This is a genomic window from Bradyrhizobium sp. i1.15.2, assembly GCF_040548425.1.
GTDB lineage: Bacteria > Pseudomonadota > Alphaproteobacteria > Rhizobiales > Xanthobacteraceae > Bradyrhizobium > Bradyrhizobium canariense.
The window spans coordinates 60,189-75,942 of sequence record NZ_JBEPRQ010000013.1 but is presented as its reverse complement, the minus strand read 5'-3'; the positions used below and the strand labels follow the sequence as shown (position 1 = coordinate 75,942).

Annotated in this window: 14 protein-coding genes; 12 read left to right on the top strand and 2 right to left on the bottom strand. The window is 62.3% G+C overall.

Features of this window, described 5'->3' with window-relative positions; all coding sequences use genetic code 11:
* Window positions 1-149 precede the first annotated feature (149 nt).
* The 5 genes from ABIB80_RS22915 (at window position 150) to ABIB80_RS22895 (ending at window position 7,423) form a co-directional block, all read left to right on the top strand.
* Entirely contained in the window at window positions 150-1,214 is a 1,065-nt protein-coding gene (locus ABIB80_RS22915; protein WP_354128447.1) for an IS110 family RNA-guided transposase, read from the top strand.
* A gap of 549 nt (window positions 1,215-1,763) precedes the next feature.
* Window positions 1,764-3,527 carry a relaxase/mobilization nuclease domain-containing protein gene (locus tag ABIB80_RS22910; protein ID WP_354128446.1) on the top strand — a complete coding sequence of 588 codons (1,764 nt, stop codon included), beginning with the start codon at window positions 1,764-1,766 and terminating at the stop codon, window positions 3,525-3,527.
* A gap of 28 nt (window positions 3,528-3,555) precedes the next feature.
* A complete protein-coding gene (locus tag ABIB80_RS22905) occupies window positions 3,556-5,541 on the top strand; it encodes a conjugal transfer protein TraG (protein ID WP_354128521.1) in 1,986 nt (661 codons plus the stop codon).
* 6 nt (window positions 5,542-5,547) lie between these two features.
* A complete protein-coding gene (locus ABIB80_RS22900; protein ID WP_354128445.1) occupies window positions 5,548-5,976 on the top strand; it encodes a CopG family transcriptional regulator in 429 nt (142 codons plus the stop codon).
* Between the two features lie 112 nt (window positions 5,977-6,088).
* A complete protein-coding gene (locus tag ABIB80_RS22895) occupies window positions 6,089-7,423 on the top strand; it encodes an MFS transporter (RefSeq protein ID WP_354128444.1) in 1,335 nt (444 codons plus the stop codon).
* A gap of 10 nt (window positions 7,424-7,433) precedes the next feature.
* Here the strand turns inward: ABIB80_RS22895 and ABIB80_RS22890 are convergent, their stop codons facing one another.
* Window positions 7,434-8,753: a type II toxin-antitoxin system HipA family toxin gene (locus ABIB80_RS22890; RefSeq protein WP_354128443.1), complete on the bottom strand. Its 1,320-nt coding sequence runs from the start codon at window positions 8,751-8,753 to the stop codon at window positions 7,434-7,436.
* Entirely contained in the window at window positions 8,753-9,004 is a 252-nt protein-coding gene (locus ABIB80_RS22885; protein WP_354128442.1) for a helix-turn-helix domain-containing protein, read from the bottom strand. The genes ABIB80_RS22890 and ABIB80_RS22885 overlap by 1 nt, the downstream gene beginning before the upstream one ends.
* 441 nt (window positions 9,005-9,445) lie before the next feature.
* Here ABIB80_RS22885 and trbB point away from each other — a divergent pair, with 441 nt between their 5' ends.
* Genes trbB through trbL form a run of 7 tightly spaced genes read left to right on the top strand, consistent with a single transcriptional unit; the run spans window position 9,446 to window position 15,710 of the window.
* The gene (gene trbB, locus ABIB80_RS22880) at window positions 9,446-10,360 is read left to right on the top strand and encodes a P-type conjugative transfer ATPase TrbB (RefSeq protein WP_354128520.1); all 915 of its coding nucleotides are present in this window, start codon (window positions 9,446-9,448) and stop codon (window positions 10,358-10,360) included.
* 1 nt (window position 10,361) lies between these two features.
* A complete protein-coding gene (locus tag ABIB80_RS22875) occupies window positions 10,362-10,685 on the top strand; it encodes a TrbC/VirB2 family type IV secretion system protein (RefSeq protein ID WP_354128441.1) in 324 nt (107 codons plus the stop codon).
* The gene (locus tag ABIB80_RS22870; RefSeq protein ID WP_219685391.1) at window positions 10,685-10,948 is read left to right on the top strand and encodes a VirB3 family type IV secretion system protein; all 264 of its coding nucleotides are present in this window, start codon (window positions 10,685-10,687) and stop codon (window positions 10,946-10,948) included. Before ABIB80_RS22875 ends, ABIB80_RS22870 begins: the two co-directional genes overlap by 1 nt.
* A gap of 10 nt (window positions 10,949-10,958) precedes the next feature.
* The gene (gene trbE, locus ABIB80_RS22865; protein ID WP_354128440.1) at window positions 10,959-13,400 is read left to right on the top strand and encodes a conjugal transfer protein TrbE; all 2,442 of its coding nucleotides are present in this window, start codon (window positions 10,959-10,961) and stop codon (window positions 13,398-13,400) included.
* Complete coding sequence (gene trbJ, locus ABIB80_RS22860; protein WP_354128439.1) at window positions 13,397-14,128, top strand: P-type conjugative transfer protein TrbJ; 732 nt, start codon at window positions 13,397-13,399, stop codon at window positions 14,126-14,128. Before trbE ends, trbJ begins: the two co-directional genes overlap by 4 nt.
* Window positions 14,128-14,484, top strand: coding sequence for a putative entry exclusion protein TrbK-alt (gene trbK-alt / locus ABIB80_RS22855; RefSeq protein WP_354128438.1), 357 nt, complete (start codon window positions 14,128-14,130; stop codon window positions 14,482-14,484). Before trbJ ends, trbK-alt begins: the two co-directional genes overlap by 1 nt.
* Entirely contained in the window at window positions 14,481-15,710 is a 1,230-nt protein-coding gene (trbL, locus tag ABIB80_RS22850) for a P-type conjugative transfer protein TrbL (RefSeq protein ID WP_354128437.1), read from the top strand. The genes trbK-alt and trbL overlap by 4 nt, the downstream gene beginning before the upstream one ends.
* The last annotated feature ends 44 nt before the right edge of the window (window positions 15,711-15,754 follow it).

Below are 15,754 nucleotides of genomic sequence, written 5' to 3'. Positions count from 1 at the left end.
GAATGGGGAGAGCGGTGGGCAAACACGACAGCAGGACGGCTCTTCAAATCGGGCTTCGAGAAACCGGTGCACGACGATAGCCGCCGTGTGGCCGAATCCGGAGCCTGGTGCAACGACTTAGGCGTTCGTTGCAACACAGGAGAGCTCCGATGAAGCTTTACGTTGGGTTGGATGTCGGTCTTGAAGAAACCAGTCTTTGCATCGTCGATGGCGAGGGTCTCACCGTCCGTGAGCTCAAGGTGAGCACCGAGCCAGCGGCGATCCGCTCCGCAGTAGAGGGCTACGCGGATCGCCTCGAGAGAGTGGGGGTCGAGGCATCATCGCTTGGCATCTGGCTGTATCGCGAACTACAGCCAGCGGGGCTCCCGATCATTGTTGTCGAAGCGCGCCACATGCGCGTGTCCCTGTCGACAATGCGGAACAAGACCGACCGGAATGATGCGCGTGGCATCGCGCAGATGATGCGGTTGGGTTGGTACCGCGCCGTCCATGTCAAGAACATCGACATGCAGAAAATGCGCACGCTGCTGACCAGCCGGAAGTTGCTCAAGCGCAAACTGATCGACCTCGAAAACCACATTCGTGGTGCGCTGCGGGCCTATGGGTTGCTCGTTGAAGCCATCGCCCGCAGTGCTTACGAAGCTCGCGTGCGCGAGCTGATCGAGCGCAGCGATCCGATCTTCGTAATGACCATCGAAGCGATGTTGGATGTGCGCCGCGCCATTCTTGAGGGGTACGATCGCCTGCATCGTGTGCTGCTGCAGGTGGTTCAGCATGATGCTGTCTGCCGGCGTCTGATGACGGTTCCAGGCGTCGGCCCTGTTGCGGCCCTGTCATTCAAGGTCGGCGTTGATGACCCTCATCGCTTTGCGCGATCACGAACGGTAGGCGCTCATTTTGGCTTGGCGCCGAAACGGCACCAGTCCGGCACGTCGATCGATTACGAGGGGCGGATTAGCAAACAAGGCGATGTCGCCGTGCGCGAAGCGCTTTGCGAGGCGGCCGCAAGCCTGCTGCTGCGGGTCAGGAAATGGTCAGCACTGCGCGCTTGGGGCCTGCGGATCGCCAAACGCTCGAGCATGCTGTGCGCGATCACCGCGGTCGCGCGCAAGCTAGCGAGCATTCTGCACCGGATGTGGGTCAGCGAGACCGACTTCCACGTCGGGTTCGGCGCCAAAGTTACGCAGCGCCTGCGGTTAAAACCGGCACGATAGCTGCGGTGCAGGTGACGACGGATTAGCACTGGGTTTGCGCCCGGCATGTTGAGGAGGAGCGAAATTAGAGATCCGCGCGCGCGGTGAGCGTCCCCTGGCGGGGCCGCGAAACGGGGAATGTCCGCTATCTCTTGCCTGCTGCCGCCCTTCGGCGACGAGAGCGCCGGACTGCTTGGACAGCCCTGTTTACGAACCTGATGAAGAGCATGCGACGGCCGAAGTGCTGAACGCGAAGGAACGCATGGACCCCGCCTGGTGAATGCCGATCGCAAGCGCGGTTGTGGTGACGCTTGCGCGTTGTTGATGCAAGGAGTCGGTGATGGCTGAAGTTCGAAGAGTCGAAGAAAAGCGTAGGAATGAGTTGACTTTGCCCGCGCGATTAGGAAGGCGAGATAAAAGGGGCTCACCGGTCGAACGGCAAGCCATTGACATGGCTTGGGTTCGGGCGTGCCGGTCGGTCGGGGCGCGTGCCGCGCGTTGCATTTTGACGAATGCAATCAAAGGCGTTTTCGGCACCGTGTGCGCTTTTGATCGTTGGGAGGTCTTGCCGTGAGCGTGGGCGACAGCGACCTGCGTATTCGGCCCGGGCGAATCCGTAGCACCCGCGCGCAGAAGCCCAAGAGCTTCATCAACCAGGTGCTACGCGCGGCGAAGAAAGCAGGACACACGTCGAGTCAGGCCGCGGGTGGCAGGCGTTTTGCGGCCCATGGGCGCTCGACGTTTGGCCGCGGCCGGCTCGCCTTTAGTCGCAACCGGTTGTTCAGCCCGGCGCGGCGCGTCGTAGTGAAGGCGCGCGTGGTTCGGCACAAAGGGCGAGCCTTCCGCTCAGCCCCACTGACCGCTCACCTGTCATACCTGAAGCGCGACGGCGTGACTCGAAGCGGCGAGAGAGCCGAGATGTTCGATGAGGGCTGCGACCGTGCCGAGAGCGCGGCCTTTGCCGAGCGGTGCAAGGACGACCGGCACCATTTCAGGTTCATCGTCTCGCCAGAGGATGCCGGCGACATGACCGACCTAAGGGCCTTCACCCGCGATCTCGTCAAACAGATGGAGACCGATCTCGGCACGCGGCTTGATTGGGTGGCGGTCGATCATTGGAATACCGACAACCCTCACGTCCATCTGCTCGTTCGGGGAGTAGATCAGGAGGGGGCGGATCTCGTGATCTCCCGCGACTACATCGGCCAGGGCCTGCGCTCACGCGCCGAGCAACTGGTCGCCATCGAACTGGGCCCAAAACCGGAGCACGAGATCCGAAGTTCGCTAGAGAGCGAAGTAACGGTGGAGCGATGGACCCGGCTCGATCGGGAGATCCGGTTGGCGGCGGATGAGACCGGCTACATCGATCTTCGCCCGGAGAATCCCGGCAAATCCGACCCCGAGATCCGGCGCCTGATGGTCGGCCGCCTTCAACACCTGGAGAAGATGGGCCTTGCCGCATCCGAGCTACCTGGGGAATGGATGGTCGGGCTCGAGGCCGAGCGCAGCTTGCGCGACCTCGGCATGCGGGGCGACACCATCAAGACCATGCACCGCGCCTTTACCGAGCGCGGCGAAGCGCGCGGCATTGCCGACTTTGTCATCGAAAGCGGACAGCCGACGTCCGGGATCGTCGGACGACTTGTCGATCGGGGATTGCATGACGAACTCACCCGCGAGGCTTACGCCCTGATCGACGGGACTGACGGACGCGCGCACCACGTCCGCTTGCGTGGGATCGAGGCCTTCGAACATGCACCGCCGATCGGCGGAATCGTCGAAGTGCGACGCTTCGGTCAAGCCGGTGACGTGCACCCCACCTTAGTCCTCGCGACCCGTTCCGATCTCGATCTCAGGGGACAGATCACCGCAAAAGGCGCGACCTGGCTCGACCACAGGCTCGTCGAACGCGACCCCATGCCGCTTGCCATGGGCGGATTTGGCGGTGAGACCCGCGACGCCATGGAAGCCCGTTGCGAGCATCTGGTTCAGGAAGGTCTGGCGCGGCGGCAGGGCCAACGCATCATCTTCCAGCGCGGCCTTCTGGACACCTTGCGCCGACGTGAACTGGACGAGGTGGCCGCAAAAGTCTCGGCCGACACGAGGCTGCCTCACGTGAAGGCAGCCTCCGAGGAACATGTGGCAGGTACGTATCGCCGTCGTCTGACGCTCTCCTCGGGGCGCTTCGCCATGATCGATAACGGGCTGGGCTTCCAGCTCGTGCCCTGGTCGCGCGAGCTCGAGAAGAGGCTCGGCCAGCACGTCACCGGCGTCGTGAAAGACGGCGGCGGAATCGAATGGGGCTTTGGCCGCAAGCGCGACCTCGGGCTCTAGCTATCTCACCAGTATGGAAGGTTGGTCGATGTCCGGAACCAAGATTCTCTGGGGTCAGGTGATCGTTGTCGGCCTGATCGTTTTGCTCGCCATCTGGGGAGCAACCGAGTGGACGGCTTGGCGGCTCGCCTGGCAGCCCGAACTCGGGCGGCCCTGGTTCGAACTGGCGGGCTTCAAGATCTATTACCCGCCGGTCTTCTTCTGGTGGTGGTTCGTCTACGACGCCTATGCGTCGCACGTCTTTGTTGAGGGCGCCTTCATCGCGGCGTCGGGGACATTCATTTCGATCGCCATGGCGATTGGCATGTCGGTCTGGCGGGCGCGCGAAGCCAAGAATGTCGAGACCTATGGCTCGGCGCGCTGGGCTGATGCGGAAGAGGTTCGAGCGGCAGGGCTCCTTGGTCCAGATGGCGTGGTGCTCGGTAAGCTTGACCGCGACTACCTCCGCCATGACGGACCCGAGCACGTATTGTGCTTTGCGCCCACGCGGTCGGGCAAAGGTGTCGGGCTGGTCGTTCCCTCGCTGCTGGCCTGGCCGGGTTCGGCCATCGTCCACGACATCAAGGGTGAGAACTGGCAGCTGACCGCCGGCTTCCGCGCGCGGCATGGCCGCGTCCTCCTGTTCGACCCGACCAACCCGAAGTCCTCAGCCTATAATCCGCTGCTCGAGGTCCGGCGCGGAGAATGGGAGGTTCGCGACGTCCAGAACGTCGCCGACGTCCTGGTCGACCCCGAAGGCTCCCTCGATAAGCGGAACCATTGGGAAAAGACCAGCCATTCGCTCCTGGTCGGAGCCATACTCCATGTCCTCTATGCCGAGGCCGACAAGACCCTGGCCGGTGTCGCCGCCTTCCTGTCCGACCCGAAGCAGCCGATCGAAGCGACGCTGAAGGCGATGATGACCACCGCGCATCTTGGGGAGCAGGGTGCTCATCCCGTGGTCGCCTCGACCGCCCGCGAACTCCTCAACAAGTCCGAGAACGAACGTTCAGGCGTGCTGTCCACCGCGATGTCGTTCCTCGGGCTGTACCGCGATCCCGTGGTGGCCCAGGTGACCTGCCGGTGCGACTGGCGGATCGCCGATCTGATCGCAGATAACCGCCCTACCACGCTGTACCTGGTGGTGCCTCCCTCGGATATCTCACGAACCAAACCATTGATCCGCCTAGTGCTGAATCAGATCGGCCGACGCCTGACCGAGGACTTGCACGCCCGCGACCGCCGGCATCGTGTCCTGATGATGTTAGATGAGTTCCCGGCGCTTGGGCGGCTCGATTTCTTCGAGTCCGCCCTCGCTTTCATGGCGGGGTACGGCATCAAGAGTTTCCTGATCGCGCAATCGCTCAATCAGATCGAGAAGGCCTACGGGCCCAACAACGCCATCCTCGATAACTGCCACGTCCGGGTCAGCTTCGCGACCAATGACGAGCGGACCGCGAAGCGCGTGTCCGATGCGCTCGGTACGGCGACCGAAATGCGGGCGATGAAGAACTATGCCGGGCACCGATTGAATCCCTGGCTGGGGCATCTCATGGTCTCCCGTCAGGAGACTGCAAGGCCGCTCTTGACCCCAGGCGAGGTCATGCAGCTTCCGCCGTCGGACGAGATCGTCATGGTGGCGGGTACGCCGCCGATTCGAGCTCGGAAGGCTCGCTACTATGAAGATCGGCGGTTTACCGAGCGGGTCTTGCCGCCGCCCGATTCAGCCGCATCCGGCCGGTCACCGCGAACGGACGGATGGTCTGCATTGGGAGCGCCCAAGCCGGCGTCGCTTCCAACCGAAAGGGGGCGAGCGGAGGAAGATTCGGCGAATAGCGGCCTTCGTCGCGAGCCCGAACTCCCCGATCACGTCGCGATCGCCAAGGAGACGGCCGAACCGACGCCAGCCGAGGAATTTGCCGTCGTTCTTGACGACGACGAGGACGCGGTTCGCCAGTCCCGGCTTCTCCGTCAGCAAATGCGCGGCGTCGCCCGTCAAGCCGCCATGGACCCGAATGACGGCATGGAGCTCTGAGGCAATATGCGCGACCGGATGAACGTGTATTTCCCGCCAGAGCTTCTGAAGCAGATCTCGGATCTGGCCGATCGCCAGAAGCTCTCCCGGTCTGCGATCGTGGAGGCGGCCGTTGCTTCGTTTCTGTCGCCGGATGGATCGGACAGGCGGGAGGCGGCGTTTACCCGTCGCCTGGATCGACTGTCGCGTCAGCTGCAGAGACTGGAGCGAGACGTCGGTTTAACGGCCGAGACGCTGGCTCTCTTCGTCCGTTTCTGGCTGACGGTTACGCCACCGCTACCGAACGGCGCGCAGGCGGCTGCGCAGGCAAAAGGCCGGGAGCGGTTTGAAGGATTTGTCGAGGCGCTCGGGCGTCGTTTGCAAAAGGGGCAGAGCTTTCTGCGTGAGATACCGGAAGATATCGTCCGTCAGGAGCCCGCCGGCGGACCTGACTGATCGCTCTCTATGCGCCATCGCGCGAACCCTTCTTTTTCTACGCCAGCCTACGACCGCAGCAATTTAGCCGAGCCTTTAAAAAGCCGAACGCGCTATCGGCTCGAATGAGTTGATGAGCAAGAAGGCCGGCATGCAAGTTACAAGGACGTGGCGTCTCACCGTGCGCGTATTTCTACCGTTTGCTGCTGGCTACTATCTTTCGTATCTGTTTCGGACGATCAACGCTTTGATCGTGAGTGATCTCAGCTCGGATGCCGGGCTTGGGTCAGCCAACCTCGGACTGCTTACGTCAGTCTATTTCCTGGTCTTTGCGGCGGCTCAGATCCCGGTCGGTATATTGTTGGACCGCTTTGGTCCGCGTCGGGTCCAGAGCGCGCTGCTCTGGTTCGCAGCACTGGGCGCCGGACTGTTCGCCGTATCGACCGGCTTCCTGTCGTTTTTGATCGCGCGTGCGATGATCGGGCTTGGCGTCGCGGGGGCGCTGACGGCAGGACTTAAGTCCATCATCCTTTGGTTCCCCAGGGAGCGAGTTGCCTTGCTCAACGGCTACATGATCATGCTGGGATCACTAGGAGCGGTGACCGCCACAGTTCCCGTCGAACACCTGCTCGCTTGGATGGGCTGGCGGCAGCTCTTTGAGGTCCTGGCGGCTGCGACCGGTGCCACAGCGATCCTCATCTATGTCGTAGTTCCGGAGCAACGCGTTATCCCATCGAAAGCGCCAGCCTCCGCCACCCTGGGATCCGTTTTCAGCGACAGGCGCTTCTGGCGGATAGCCCCGTTGTCGGCGACTTGCGTTGGTTCAGCTTGGTCGCTGCAGGGATTGTGGGCATCACCGTGGCTTGCAGACGTGGAGGGCCTCGATCGCGCAGGCCTCGTCAGACAGCTGTTCATCATGTCGATCGTACTCAGCGGGGGTGCCTGGTTGTTCGGCATGACGATCCATCACGTCAAACGAACAGGTCTCACGGCTGAGACGATATTCGCGATGGTGGCCGTGCTATTTATCGCAGCCGAGCTAGCCTTGATCCTGCGAGTACCTCTGCCGTCCATCTTGCCCTGGTCGGTTGTCGCAATCATCGGAACGGCAACTGTGGTCAGCTTTGCCGTGATAGCTGATTACTTTCCGTCGGAGCTTGCCGGCCGTGCCAATGGCGTTTTGAACGTCTTGCACTTTGGTTGGGCATTTCTGGCACAATATGCGACCGGACTGATCCTGGAGCAATGGTCCACGAACGATGGTCATAGGTCGATCTTGGCTTATCAAGTCGCGTTCAGTCTCAACGTAGCGCTGCAGATCGCGGCGTTGGTTTGGTTCGGGCTACCTTGGATCCAATCCTTCGCTTGCTGGATGAAGTCAGTCCCTTCCACCATGCCGGTCAGTGCTTTCGACGTGGTCGAAGCAAGCATTTTCTGCGAGCAATCGGACGGCGAGGTGGAGTGGTGACCCGCGCGACCTAAGCGCCACTCTCCGTCGTGATGAGGCTGTCGAGGCGTCGCTTCGCGCCGGTCGCGATGGATTCTGCCATCGCCTGCGGGAAATCCTTCGGCAGCTTCGCAATCGTTGCGTCGATCTTCGTGCCAGCCGTATCCGCGAGCTCTTCGATGATACCGCGAACCACGCTGTCGGGCAGGCCGCAAGTCTTTGCAGTTTGCACGAAATGTCGGCCGAGAATCGTGTGTACTACGTAGTGGCGACTATTGCCGATCGCCATGGCGAGCTTCATCTGGTTTTGCGTGATCTGCTTGGCATCGAGGCTCGGTTGCGTTGAGATGATGTCGTACAGCGGGGCGAGGACGAATCGTCCGCCGGGCGAGAGGTGGATGCTGAAATTCTTGGCGTGGCCGTCAGTAGCCGCCAGAAGCCAGAAAACGATTTGTGCCTTGAAGAAGGTCGCCTGGTCGGTCGTCGGTGTATCGCTGCCTTTGAGGAGATCAGAGATATTTCGGATGCCCGGGCCGCCGTCCGATTCGTATTTGCGCCCGGGCGGGACGGAAAGCGCCTGACAGCAATCTTCCTGTGGCAGGCGCAGAAGCCGTCCGTCGTGCGCCCATGTGCGGTCGAATCGCTCGATGGCGAGCACGCGCCGGCCCGCGAAATCAACGATGCGCGACTTGGCGACGGGCAAGTCGAGCGCGGCGACGAGCTTCAGGCAGAGATGCTCGTTTTCAACGCTGTGGGTCAGGTCGACGCCGTTCGGTAACCTGCCGATCTGCGGTTTGATGATGTGCGTGGTGGCGGTCGTACCGTGCGGCACATGCCACTTGTCCTTCCAGTAGAGAAGCGCGGTTTTTTCCTGGGCTCCAGCCAGAGAGATACGAAACTCCTGATCGGGACCGATGCCGAGCGGATTGTTGGCTAGATTGGCAAGGATCGCCGCGATGTCCTGGTCGCTCGCGACGCGAGCGTCAATCGCGCCCGCCGCTCCGGGTGCCGTTCCATCCGGAAGGAATTGCAGGGCGCCGACACAGTCGCGGCCGATCGCGGAAAGCAGGCTGTAAGCATCGGCTCCGCCGGCATGCGCGCGTTCGGCGACACGCCGGCGGATGTCGTCGCTATCGGGAAGCAGGTTATCGAAGACTGCAATGACGGGGTCACCGATATAGCGGTCTTCGCGTAGAGGTATCGATACCGAGACCGGGATGGCGTTCTCCCATCCCAGCCAGGCTTCGTCGTATTGGAAATCGATGGCGCCGCTGCTCTCCCGCCGCAGCCGCCCGACCAGACGAGCGTTCAGGTAGACGTTGAGAGGCGCTCGGATAGGACGGCGTCCCATCAGAACAGATCCTCGATGGCTTTGGCCGACACCTTCGTGCGTGGTCGGAGGACCAGTTCCAGGTCGAGCGCGGCCAGCGCATCCATGAGGATGCGCAGTTGCGTCGCTGGTTCGCCGGCCTCCAGCTTCGAGACTGTCGCTTGGCGCGCGTGCATCTTGTCGCCTAGGCCGCTCTGGGTGAGTTTTTTTTGCCGGCGGTGCCGCTTAATGGCGGCGCCAAGCTGCTGAGGGGTGCGAGCGATCGTATCCATTGGAGCTTGATACGCGAACGCGTATAAAATGTCAATATACGTGGATGCGTATATAGAGAAAATATACGAACTCGCGTATGGAACATCAATATACGCAATCGCGTATAGCGCTTTGGCCCGATCACACCGCAGGCGGATGTTGCAGTGATTGAATGAATAGCGCCGGCGCCACGGTCATACTATGAGCGCGTATGATGAGGCCGAGTGGTGAGCAGCAACTCGCAAGCGACCCGATGCGATTGAGTAAGCCTCAAACATCGGTTCTCGGTCTTTCTTTTTCTACGCCAGTCTACGATCACCGAAAGCGCTCGTTGCGCCAAGCCCATTGGTGCCTTTTCTAATCATCCCCACCTGAGGGCCCGCTGTGGAGGTCCTCATTCGGTGGGGACGTCGGTGGCAATCCATTCCATCCAATCGGAAGCGAATTCGCGCGGTGCGCGAATGCTGCGTAGCGCGCTTGGCGCGGCGATTGCCAGCTACCTCGAGGATGAAACGATCATCGAGGTGATGCTCAACCCGGATGGGCGGTTGTGGATCGATCGGTTGTCGAGCGGCTTGATCGATACAGGCGAAACTTTGTCCGCAGCAGATGGCGAGCGCATTGTTCGCCTGGTGGCGCATCACGTCGGCGCCGAGGTGCATGCCGGCGCGCCTCGGGTCTCGGCCGAATTGCCCGGAACCGGGGAGCGCTTCGAAGGTCTCTTGCCTCCCGTCGTGGCAGCTCCGGCGTTCGCGATCCGCAAGCCCGCTGTCGCCGTCTTTACGCTCGACGACTACGTCGCCAGAGAGATCATGTCCTCGAAGCAGGCCACAATCCTGAAGGGTGCGGTCGCCGCTCGTAAGAATATCCTTGTCGCCGGTGGGACATCGACCGGCAAGACAACGTTGACGAATGCGCTCCTGGCCGAGGTGGCAAAGAGCTCCGATCGGGTCGTTCTGATCGAAGACACGCGCGAACTTCAGTGCAAGGCGCCAAACCTTGTAGCATTGCGGACCAAAGATGGCGTGGCGACGCTATCGGATCTCGTTCGGTCCTCGCTGCGACTGCGTCCTGATCGTATCCCGGTTGGCGAGGTCCGCGGTGCGGAGGCACTCGATCTGCTCAAAGCTTGGGGCACCGGTCATCCTGGCGGCATCGGCACGATTCACGCGGGCACCGCGCTCGGTGCCTTGCGGCGGCTTGAGCAGCTCATCCAGGAGGCCGTCATTACGGTTCCGCGTGCCCTGATCGCCGAGACCATCAACCTCGTCGCCGTCCTTGCGGGGCGCGGCGCCGACCGTCGTCTCTCCGAGCTCGCCATCGTCTCGGGGCTTGGAGCCGCCGGTGACTACAGCCTTTCATCAGCAGGAGACTGACATGCGTCTGCAATTTCGCTTTTTTCGTGGGGCATCGTTGGCGGCTTTCGGCGCGGTGCTCTTGGCAGGACCGCCGGCATGGGCCGCCGGCTCGAACATGCCGTGGGAGCAACCGCTCAATCAGATCCTGCAGTCGGTCGAGGGGCCGGTCGCCAAGATCACCGCCGTCATCATCATCGTCGTCACCGGCCTCACGCTCGCGTTCGGAGATTCCTCGGGTGGTTTCCGCAGGCTGATCCAGATCGTGTTTGGTCTGTCGATCGCGTTCGCGGCTTCGAGCTTCTTCCTGTCGTTCTTCTCCTTCGGCGGGGGCGTGGTGATCTGATGGATGAGCCGGTCGCAGGTTTTGTCGTGCCCGTCCACCGCGCGCTTACCGAGCCCATCCTGATGGGCGGTGCGCCGCGATCGGTCGCGATTGTCAACGGCACGCTTGCGGCCGCGCTTGGGCTCGGACTGCGACTGTGGATCGCGGGTCTGGTCCTCTGGTTCATCGGCCACATGGCCGCCGTCTGGGCCGCCAAGCGCGATCCCGCCTTCGTCGACGTGGTGCGCCGACATCTGCGCATTCCCGGCCATCTCAACCTCTGAGTTATCGGTCATGATGAACCTTGCCGAATATCGCCATTCCAATGCGCGTCTTGGCGATTTCCTGCCCTGGGCAGCCCTCGTCGACGAGGGGATCATCCTCAACAAGGACGGCTCGTTCCAGCGGACAGCGAAGTTCCGCGGACCCGACCTCGACAGTGCGGTGCCAGCCGAACTTGTTGGCGTGGCCGGTCGTCTGAACAACGCCCTGCGCCGCCTGGGATCTGGCTGGGCCGTGTTCGTTGAGGCGCAGCGCCATTTTGCCGGTAGCTATCCTCCGAGCACGTTTCCGGACGTCGCATCTGCATTGGTTGACGCCGAGCGCAGGGCTCAGTTCGAGGAGGCCGGCGCCCACTACGAGTCCAGCTACTTCCTGACCTTCCTCTATCTTCCACCGGAGGAGGGGGCAGCCAAGGCAGAACGACTGCTCTATGAAGGGCGCGATCGGACCGTTGGAGCCGATGTTCGCGAGGTACTTCGCGGCTTTGTAGATCAAACCAGCCGCGTGCTCGGGCTTCTCGAAGGGTTCATGCCAGAATGCGCATGGCTCGATGATCAGGCCACGCTGACCTATCTGCACTCGACGATTTCGACCAAGCGGCATCGCGTTCGCGTGCCCGAAATTCCCATGTACATCGATGCGTTGTTGGCCGACCAGCCGCTAACCGGCGGGCTCGAGCCGATGCTGGGCTCAGCCAATCTGCGGGTTCTGACCATCGTCGGCTTCCCGGGCGCGACGACGCCTGGAATTCTGGATGACCTCAATCGCCTGCCATTCTCGTACCGGTGGTCGACGCGCGCGATCATGCTCGACAAGACCGATGCCACGAAGCTTTTGACCAAGATCCGTCGCCAGTGGTTCGCCAAGCGCAAGTCGGTTGGCGCCATCCTCAAGGAGGTCATGACCAACGAGGCATCGACGCTGCTCGATACCGACGCTCACAACAAGGCGCTCGACGCCGACGCCGCCCTGCAGGAACTGGGCTCGGACCAGATCGGACAGGCCTTTGTCACCGCGACCATTACGGTGTGGGACGTCGATCCCGGCGCGGCCGACGAAAAGCTCCGCCTCGTTGAGAAGGCCGTTCAGGGCCGCGATTTCACCTGCATGATCGAGACAGTGAACGCCGTGGAAGCCTGGCTCGGCAGTCTGCCCGGGCATGTCTATGCCAATGTGCGGCAGCCGCCGGTCTCGACCCTCAACCTCGCCCACATGATTTCGATGTCGGCGGTGTGGGCGGGCGAGGCGCGCGATCTGCATTTTGGCGGTCCGCCGCTCCTGTTCGGCAAGACCGAGGGATCAACCCCATTCCGGTTTTCGCTTCACGTCGGTGACGTCGGCCATACCCTGGTGGTCGGACCAACAGGTGCTGGCAAGTCGGTCCTGCTGGCGCTGATGGCAATGCAGTTCCGCCGTTACCCGAACTCCCAAGTGTTTGCGTTCGACTTCGGTGGTTCGATCCGCGCGGCCGCGCTCGCCATGGGCGGCGACTGGCATGATCTCGGCGGTGCCTTGTCTGACGGAGGCGACCGACCTGTCGCGTTGCAGCCGCTGGCCTGGATCGACGACCCCTCGGAGCGTGGATGGGCCACGGAATGGGTCGGTGCAATCCTGGCACGGGAAAAGGTTGAGATCACCCCGGAGGTCAAGGACCATCTGTGGTCGGCACTGACGTCTCTCGCTTCCGCGCCGATGCAGGAACGCACCCTGACGGGCCTGTCAGTCCTTCTGCAATCGAACGCCCTGAAACGCGCCTTGCAACCCTATTGCCTCGGCGGTTCGTCCGGGCGCCTGCTTGATGCCGAGTTCGAGCGCCTTGGGGAATCATCCGTCCAGGCGTTCGAGACCGAAGGGTTGATCGGGACGAGCGCGGCCCCGGCCGTGCTGGCCTACCTGTTTCATCGCATCGGAGACCGTCTCGACGGGCGTCCCACGCTTCTCATCATCGATGAAGGCTGGCTCGCCCTCGACGATGATGATTTTGCTGGCCAGCTTCGCGAGTGGCTGAAGACGCTTCGCAAAAAGAATGCGTCCGTCATCTTCGCTACCCAATCGCTTTCGGACATCGATGGTTCGGCGATCGCCCCGGCGATTATCGAGAGCTGCCCAACACGCTTGTTGCTGCCGAACGAGCGGGCCATCGAACCTCAGATTACGGCCATCTATCGCCGCTTCGGTCTCAATGACCGTCAGATCGAGCTTCTGAGCCGGGCAACGCCCAAGCGTGACTATTACTGCCAGTCCCGTCGCGGCAATCGGATGTTCGAACTTGGACTTGGTGAAGTTGCGCTCGCCTTCACCGCAGCGTCTTCCAAGACAGACCAAGCTGCGATTGCTCAGCTCCTCGCCGAACATGGACCTGACGGCTTCGTGCCGGCCTGGTTGCTGCATCGCGGCGTCGCCTGGGTCACGGACCTGATTCCCAGTCTCGTCAACCTGGAGAAGTCGCAATGAGGAGCCTTGGTCTATTTGCCGCCGCTGGCACGATCGCCGTGACGTTTTGGGTGACGGCGGCCGCACGAGCGCAGTGGATCGTCTTCGATCCCAACAACTACGTCCAGAACGTGCTGACCGCCGCGCGCGAGCTGCAGCAGATCAGCAACCAGATTACTTCGTTGCAGAACGAAGCGCAGATGCTGATCAATCAGGCCAGGAATCTGGCAAGCCTGCCGTATTCCTCGCTCCAGCAACTGCAATCTTCGATCCAGCGAACCCAGCAATTGCTGGCCCAGGCCCAGCGGATCGCCTACGACGTCCAGCAGATCGATCGCGCCTTCTCGACCAGCTATGCGCCGGCGAGCGGCAGCCAGTCCAGCCAGTTGCTGATCAACAACGCTCAATCGCGCTGGCAAAACTCAGTCGCCGCGTTGCAGGACTCCCTCCGAGTTCAGGCCGGTGTCGTGGGCAACCTCGATACCAACCGCATCCAGACATCGGCGCTCGTAACATCGAGCCAGGGTGCCAGCGGCGCCCTGCAGGCCACCCAGGCCGGCAACCAGATCCTCGCACTTCAGGCGCAGCAGCTTGCCGATCTCACCGCCGCTGTCGCGGCACAGGGTCGGGCGCAGAGCCTTGAAGCGGCGCAGCGCGCGGCCGCCCAGGACCAGGGGCGAGAACAGCTCCGGCGGTTTCTGACGCCGGGGCAGGGCTATCAATCCCAGGACGTGCGGATGTTCCACTGATGACCGATACAGGCCCATTCAAAGCGCTGTCGCTACTCATCTCAGTCGGAGTGCTGGTCGTCGCAGGCTGCGCGATTCACCTCCGTGGCGGGGAAGAAACCTCTGCGTCACCAACGGCAGAGCAGACCAGAGACGTTGACCGGTCCGAGCTTGTGCGCTGCCGCACCGTCTCTTCGCAAGATGCAGCGGACTATCAGCATTGCCAGAAGGTCTGGGCCGAAAACCGCCGTCATTTTTTCGGCAAGCGGGACGGTGCTGCCGCTGCACAAGCCGGCGTGACAGCCGTGCCAAAAGATCAGAGCCGGATGCCGCAAGGATATCCGGCCGCCGGCGTGCCCGGAGAAGATAAGCCATGACAGGCACCGGCACTATCGACCAGTTCCTTGAGACATTCACCCGCTACATCGACAACGGCTTCGGGCTTTTGGGTGGTGAGGTCGGGTATCTCGCAACTACGCTGGCCGCCATCGACATCACGCTTGCCGCGTTATTCTGGAGTTGGGGCACAGACGAGGACATCATCGCGCGTCTCGTCAAGAAAACGCTGTTCGTAGGAGTCTTCGCGTATCTGATCGGCAATTGGAATAACCTGGCACGGATCGTCTTCGAGAGCTTTGCCGGTCTCGGCCTGAAGGCATCTGGATCAAGTATTTCAGCGTCAGACTTCCTGCGGCCGGGAAAGATCGCCCAAGTTGGCCTCGATGCCGGGAGACCGATGCTCGATTCGATCTCGAACCTGATGGGCTACATCAGCTTCTTCGAGAATTTCGTCCAGATCGTCGTTCTCCTGTTCGCCTGGATCGTGGTGCTGCTCGCCTTCTTCATTCTGGCGATTCAGCTCTTCGTCACGCTGATCGAGTTCAAGCTCACGACGTTGGCCGGCTTCGTGCTCATTCCCTTTGGCTTGTTTGGCAAGACGGCCTTCGCGGCGGAGCGGGTTCTGGGCAACGTCATATCCTCCGGGATCAAGGTCTTGGTCCTGGCCGTCATCGTCGGCATTGGCTCAACCCTGTTCTCACAGTTCACGGCCGGTTTTGGCGGCGCGCAGCCCACAATCGAAGATGCGATGACGCTGGTGCTGGCGGCCCTGTCCTTGCTGGGTCTCGGTATCTTCGGTCCCGGAATCGCAAACGGCCTGGTATCGGGCGGACCGCAGCTCGGCGCCGGCGCCGCAATTGGGACGGGTCTTGCTGCCGGCGGCGTCGTTGCGGCCGGTGCCGGCCTTGCCGCCGGTGGCGCTGGTCTCGCAGGTGGTGCGCTCGCAGGTGCGGGACGCGGTGGGGCTGCCATCGTGAGTGGCACATCCGCGGCGTATCGAAGCGGCGGTCTTGCTGGTGTCGCGGAGGCGGGTGGGTCGGTTGCGATGAGCCCGTTACGTCGAGCCGCGGCTGCATTCGCCGGCAGCGGGCAAGCGAGCGAGCCGGCTGCGAGCACGTCCACAGAGGGGCAGCCCGATTGGGCGCGGCGCATGAAGCGAGCCCAGACCATTCGGCACGGTGCGTCGGCGGCCGGTCATGCTGTTCGCTCTGGCGATCATGGCGGCAGCGGCTCTTCTGTCGATCTCTCGGAAGGAGAGCGCTGACACGCAGCCAACCCGCCAGTTCGCCGGCTCTGAATCGCACAGGG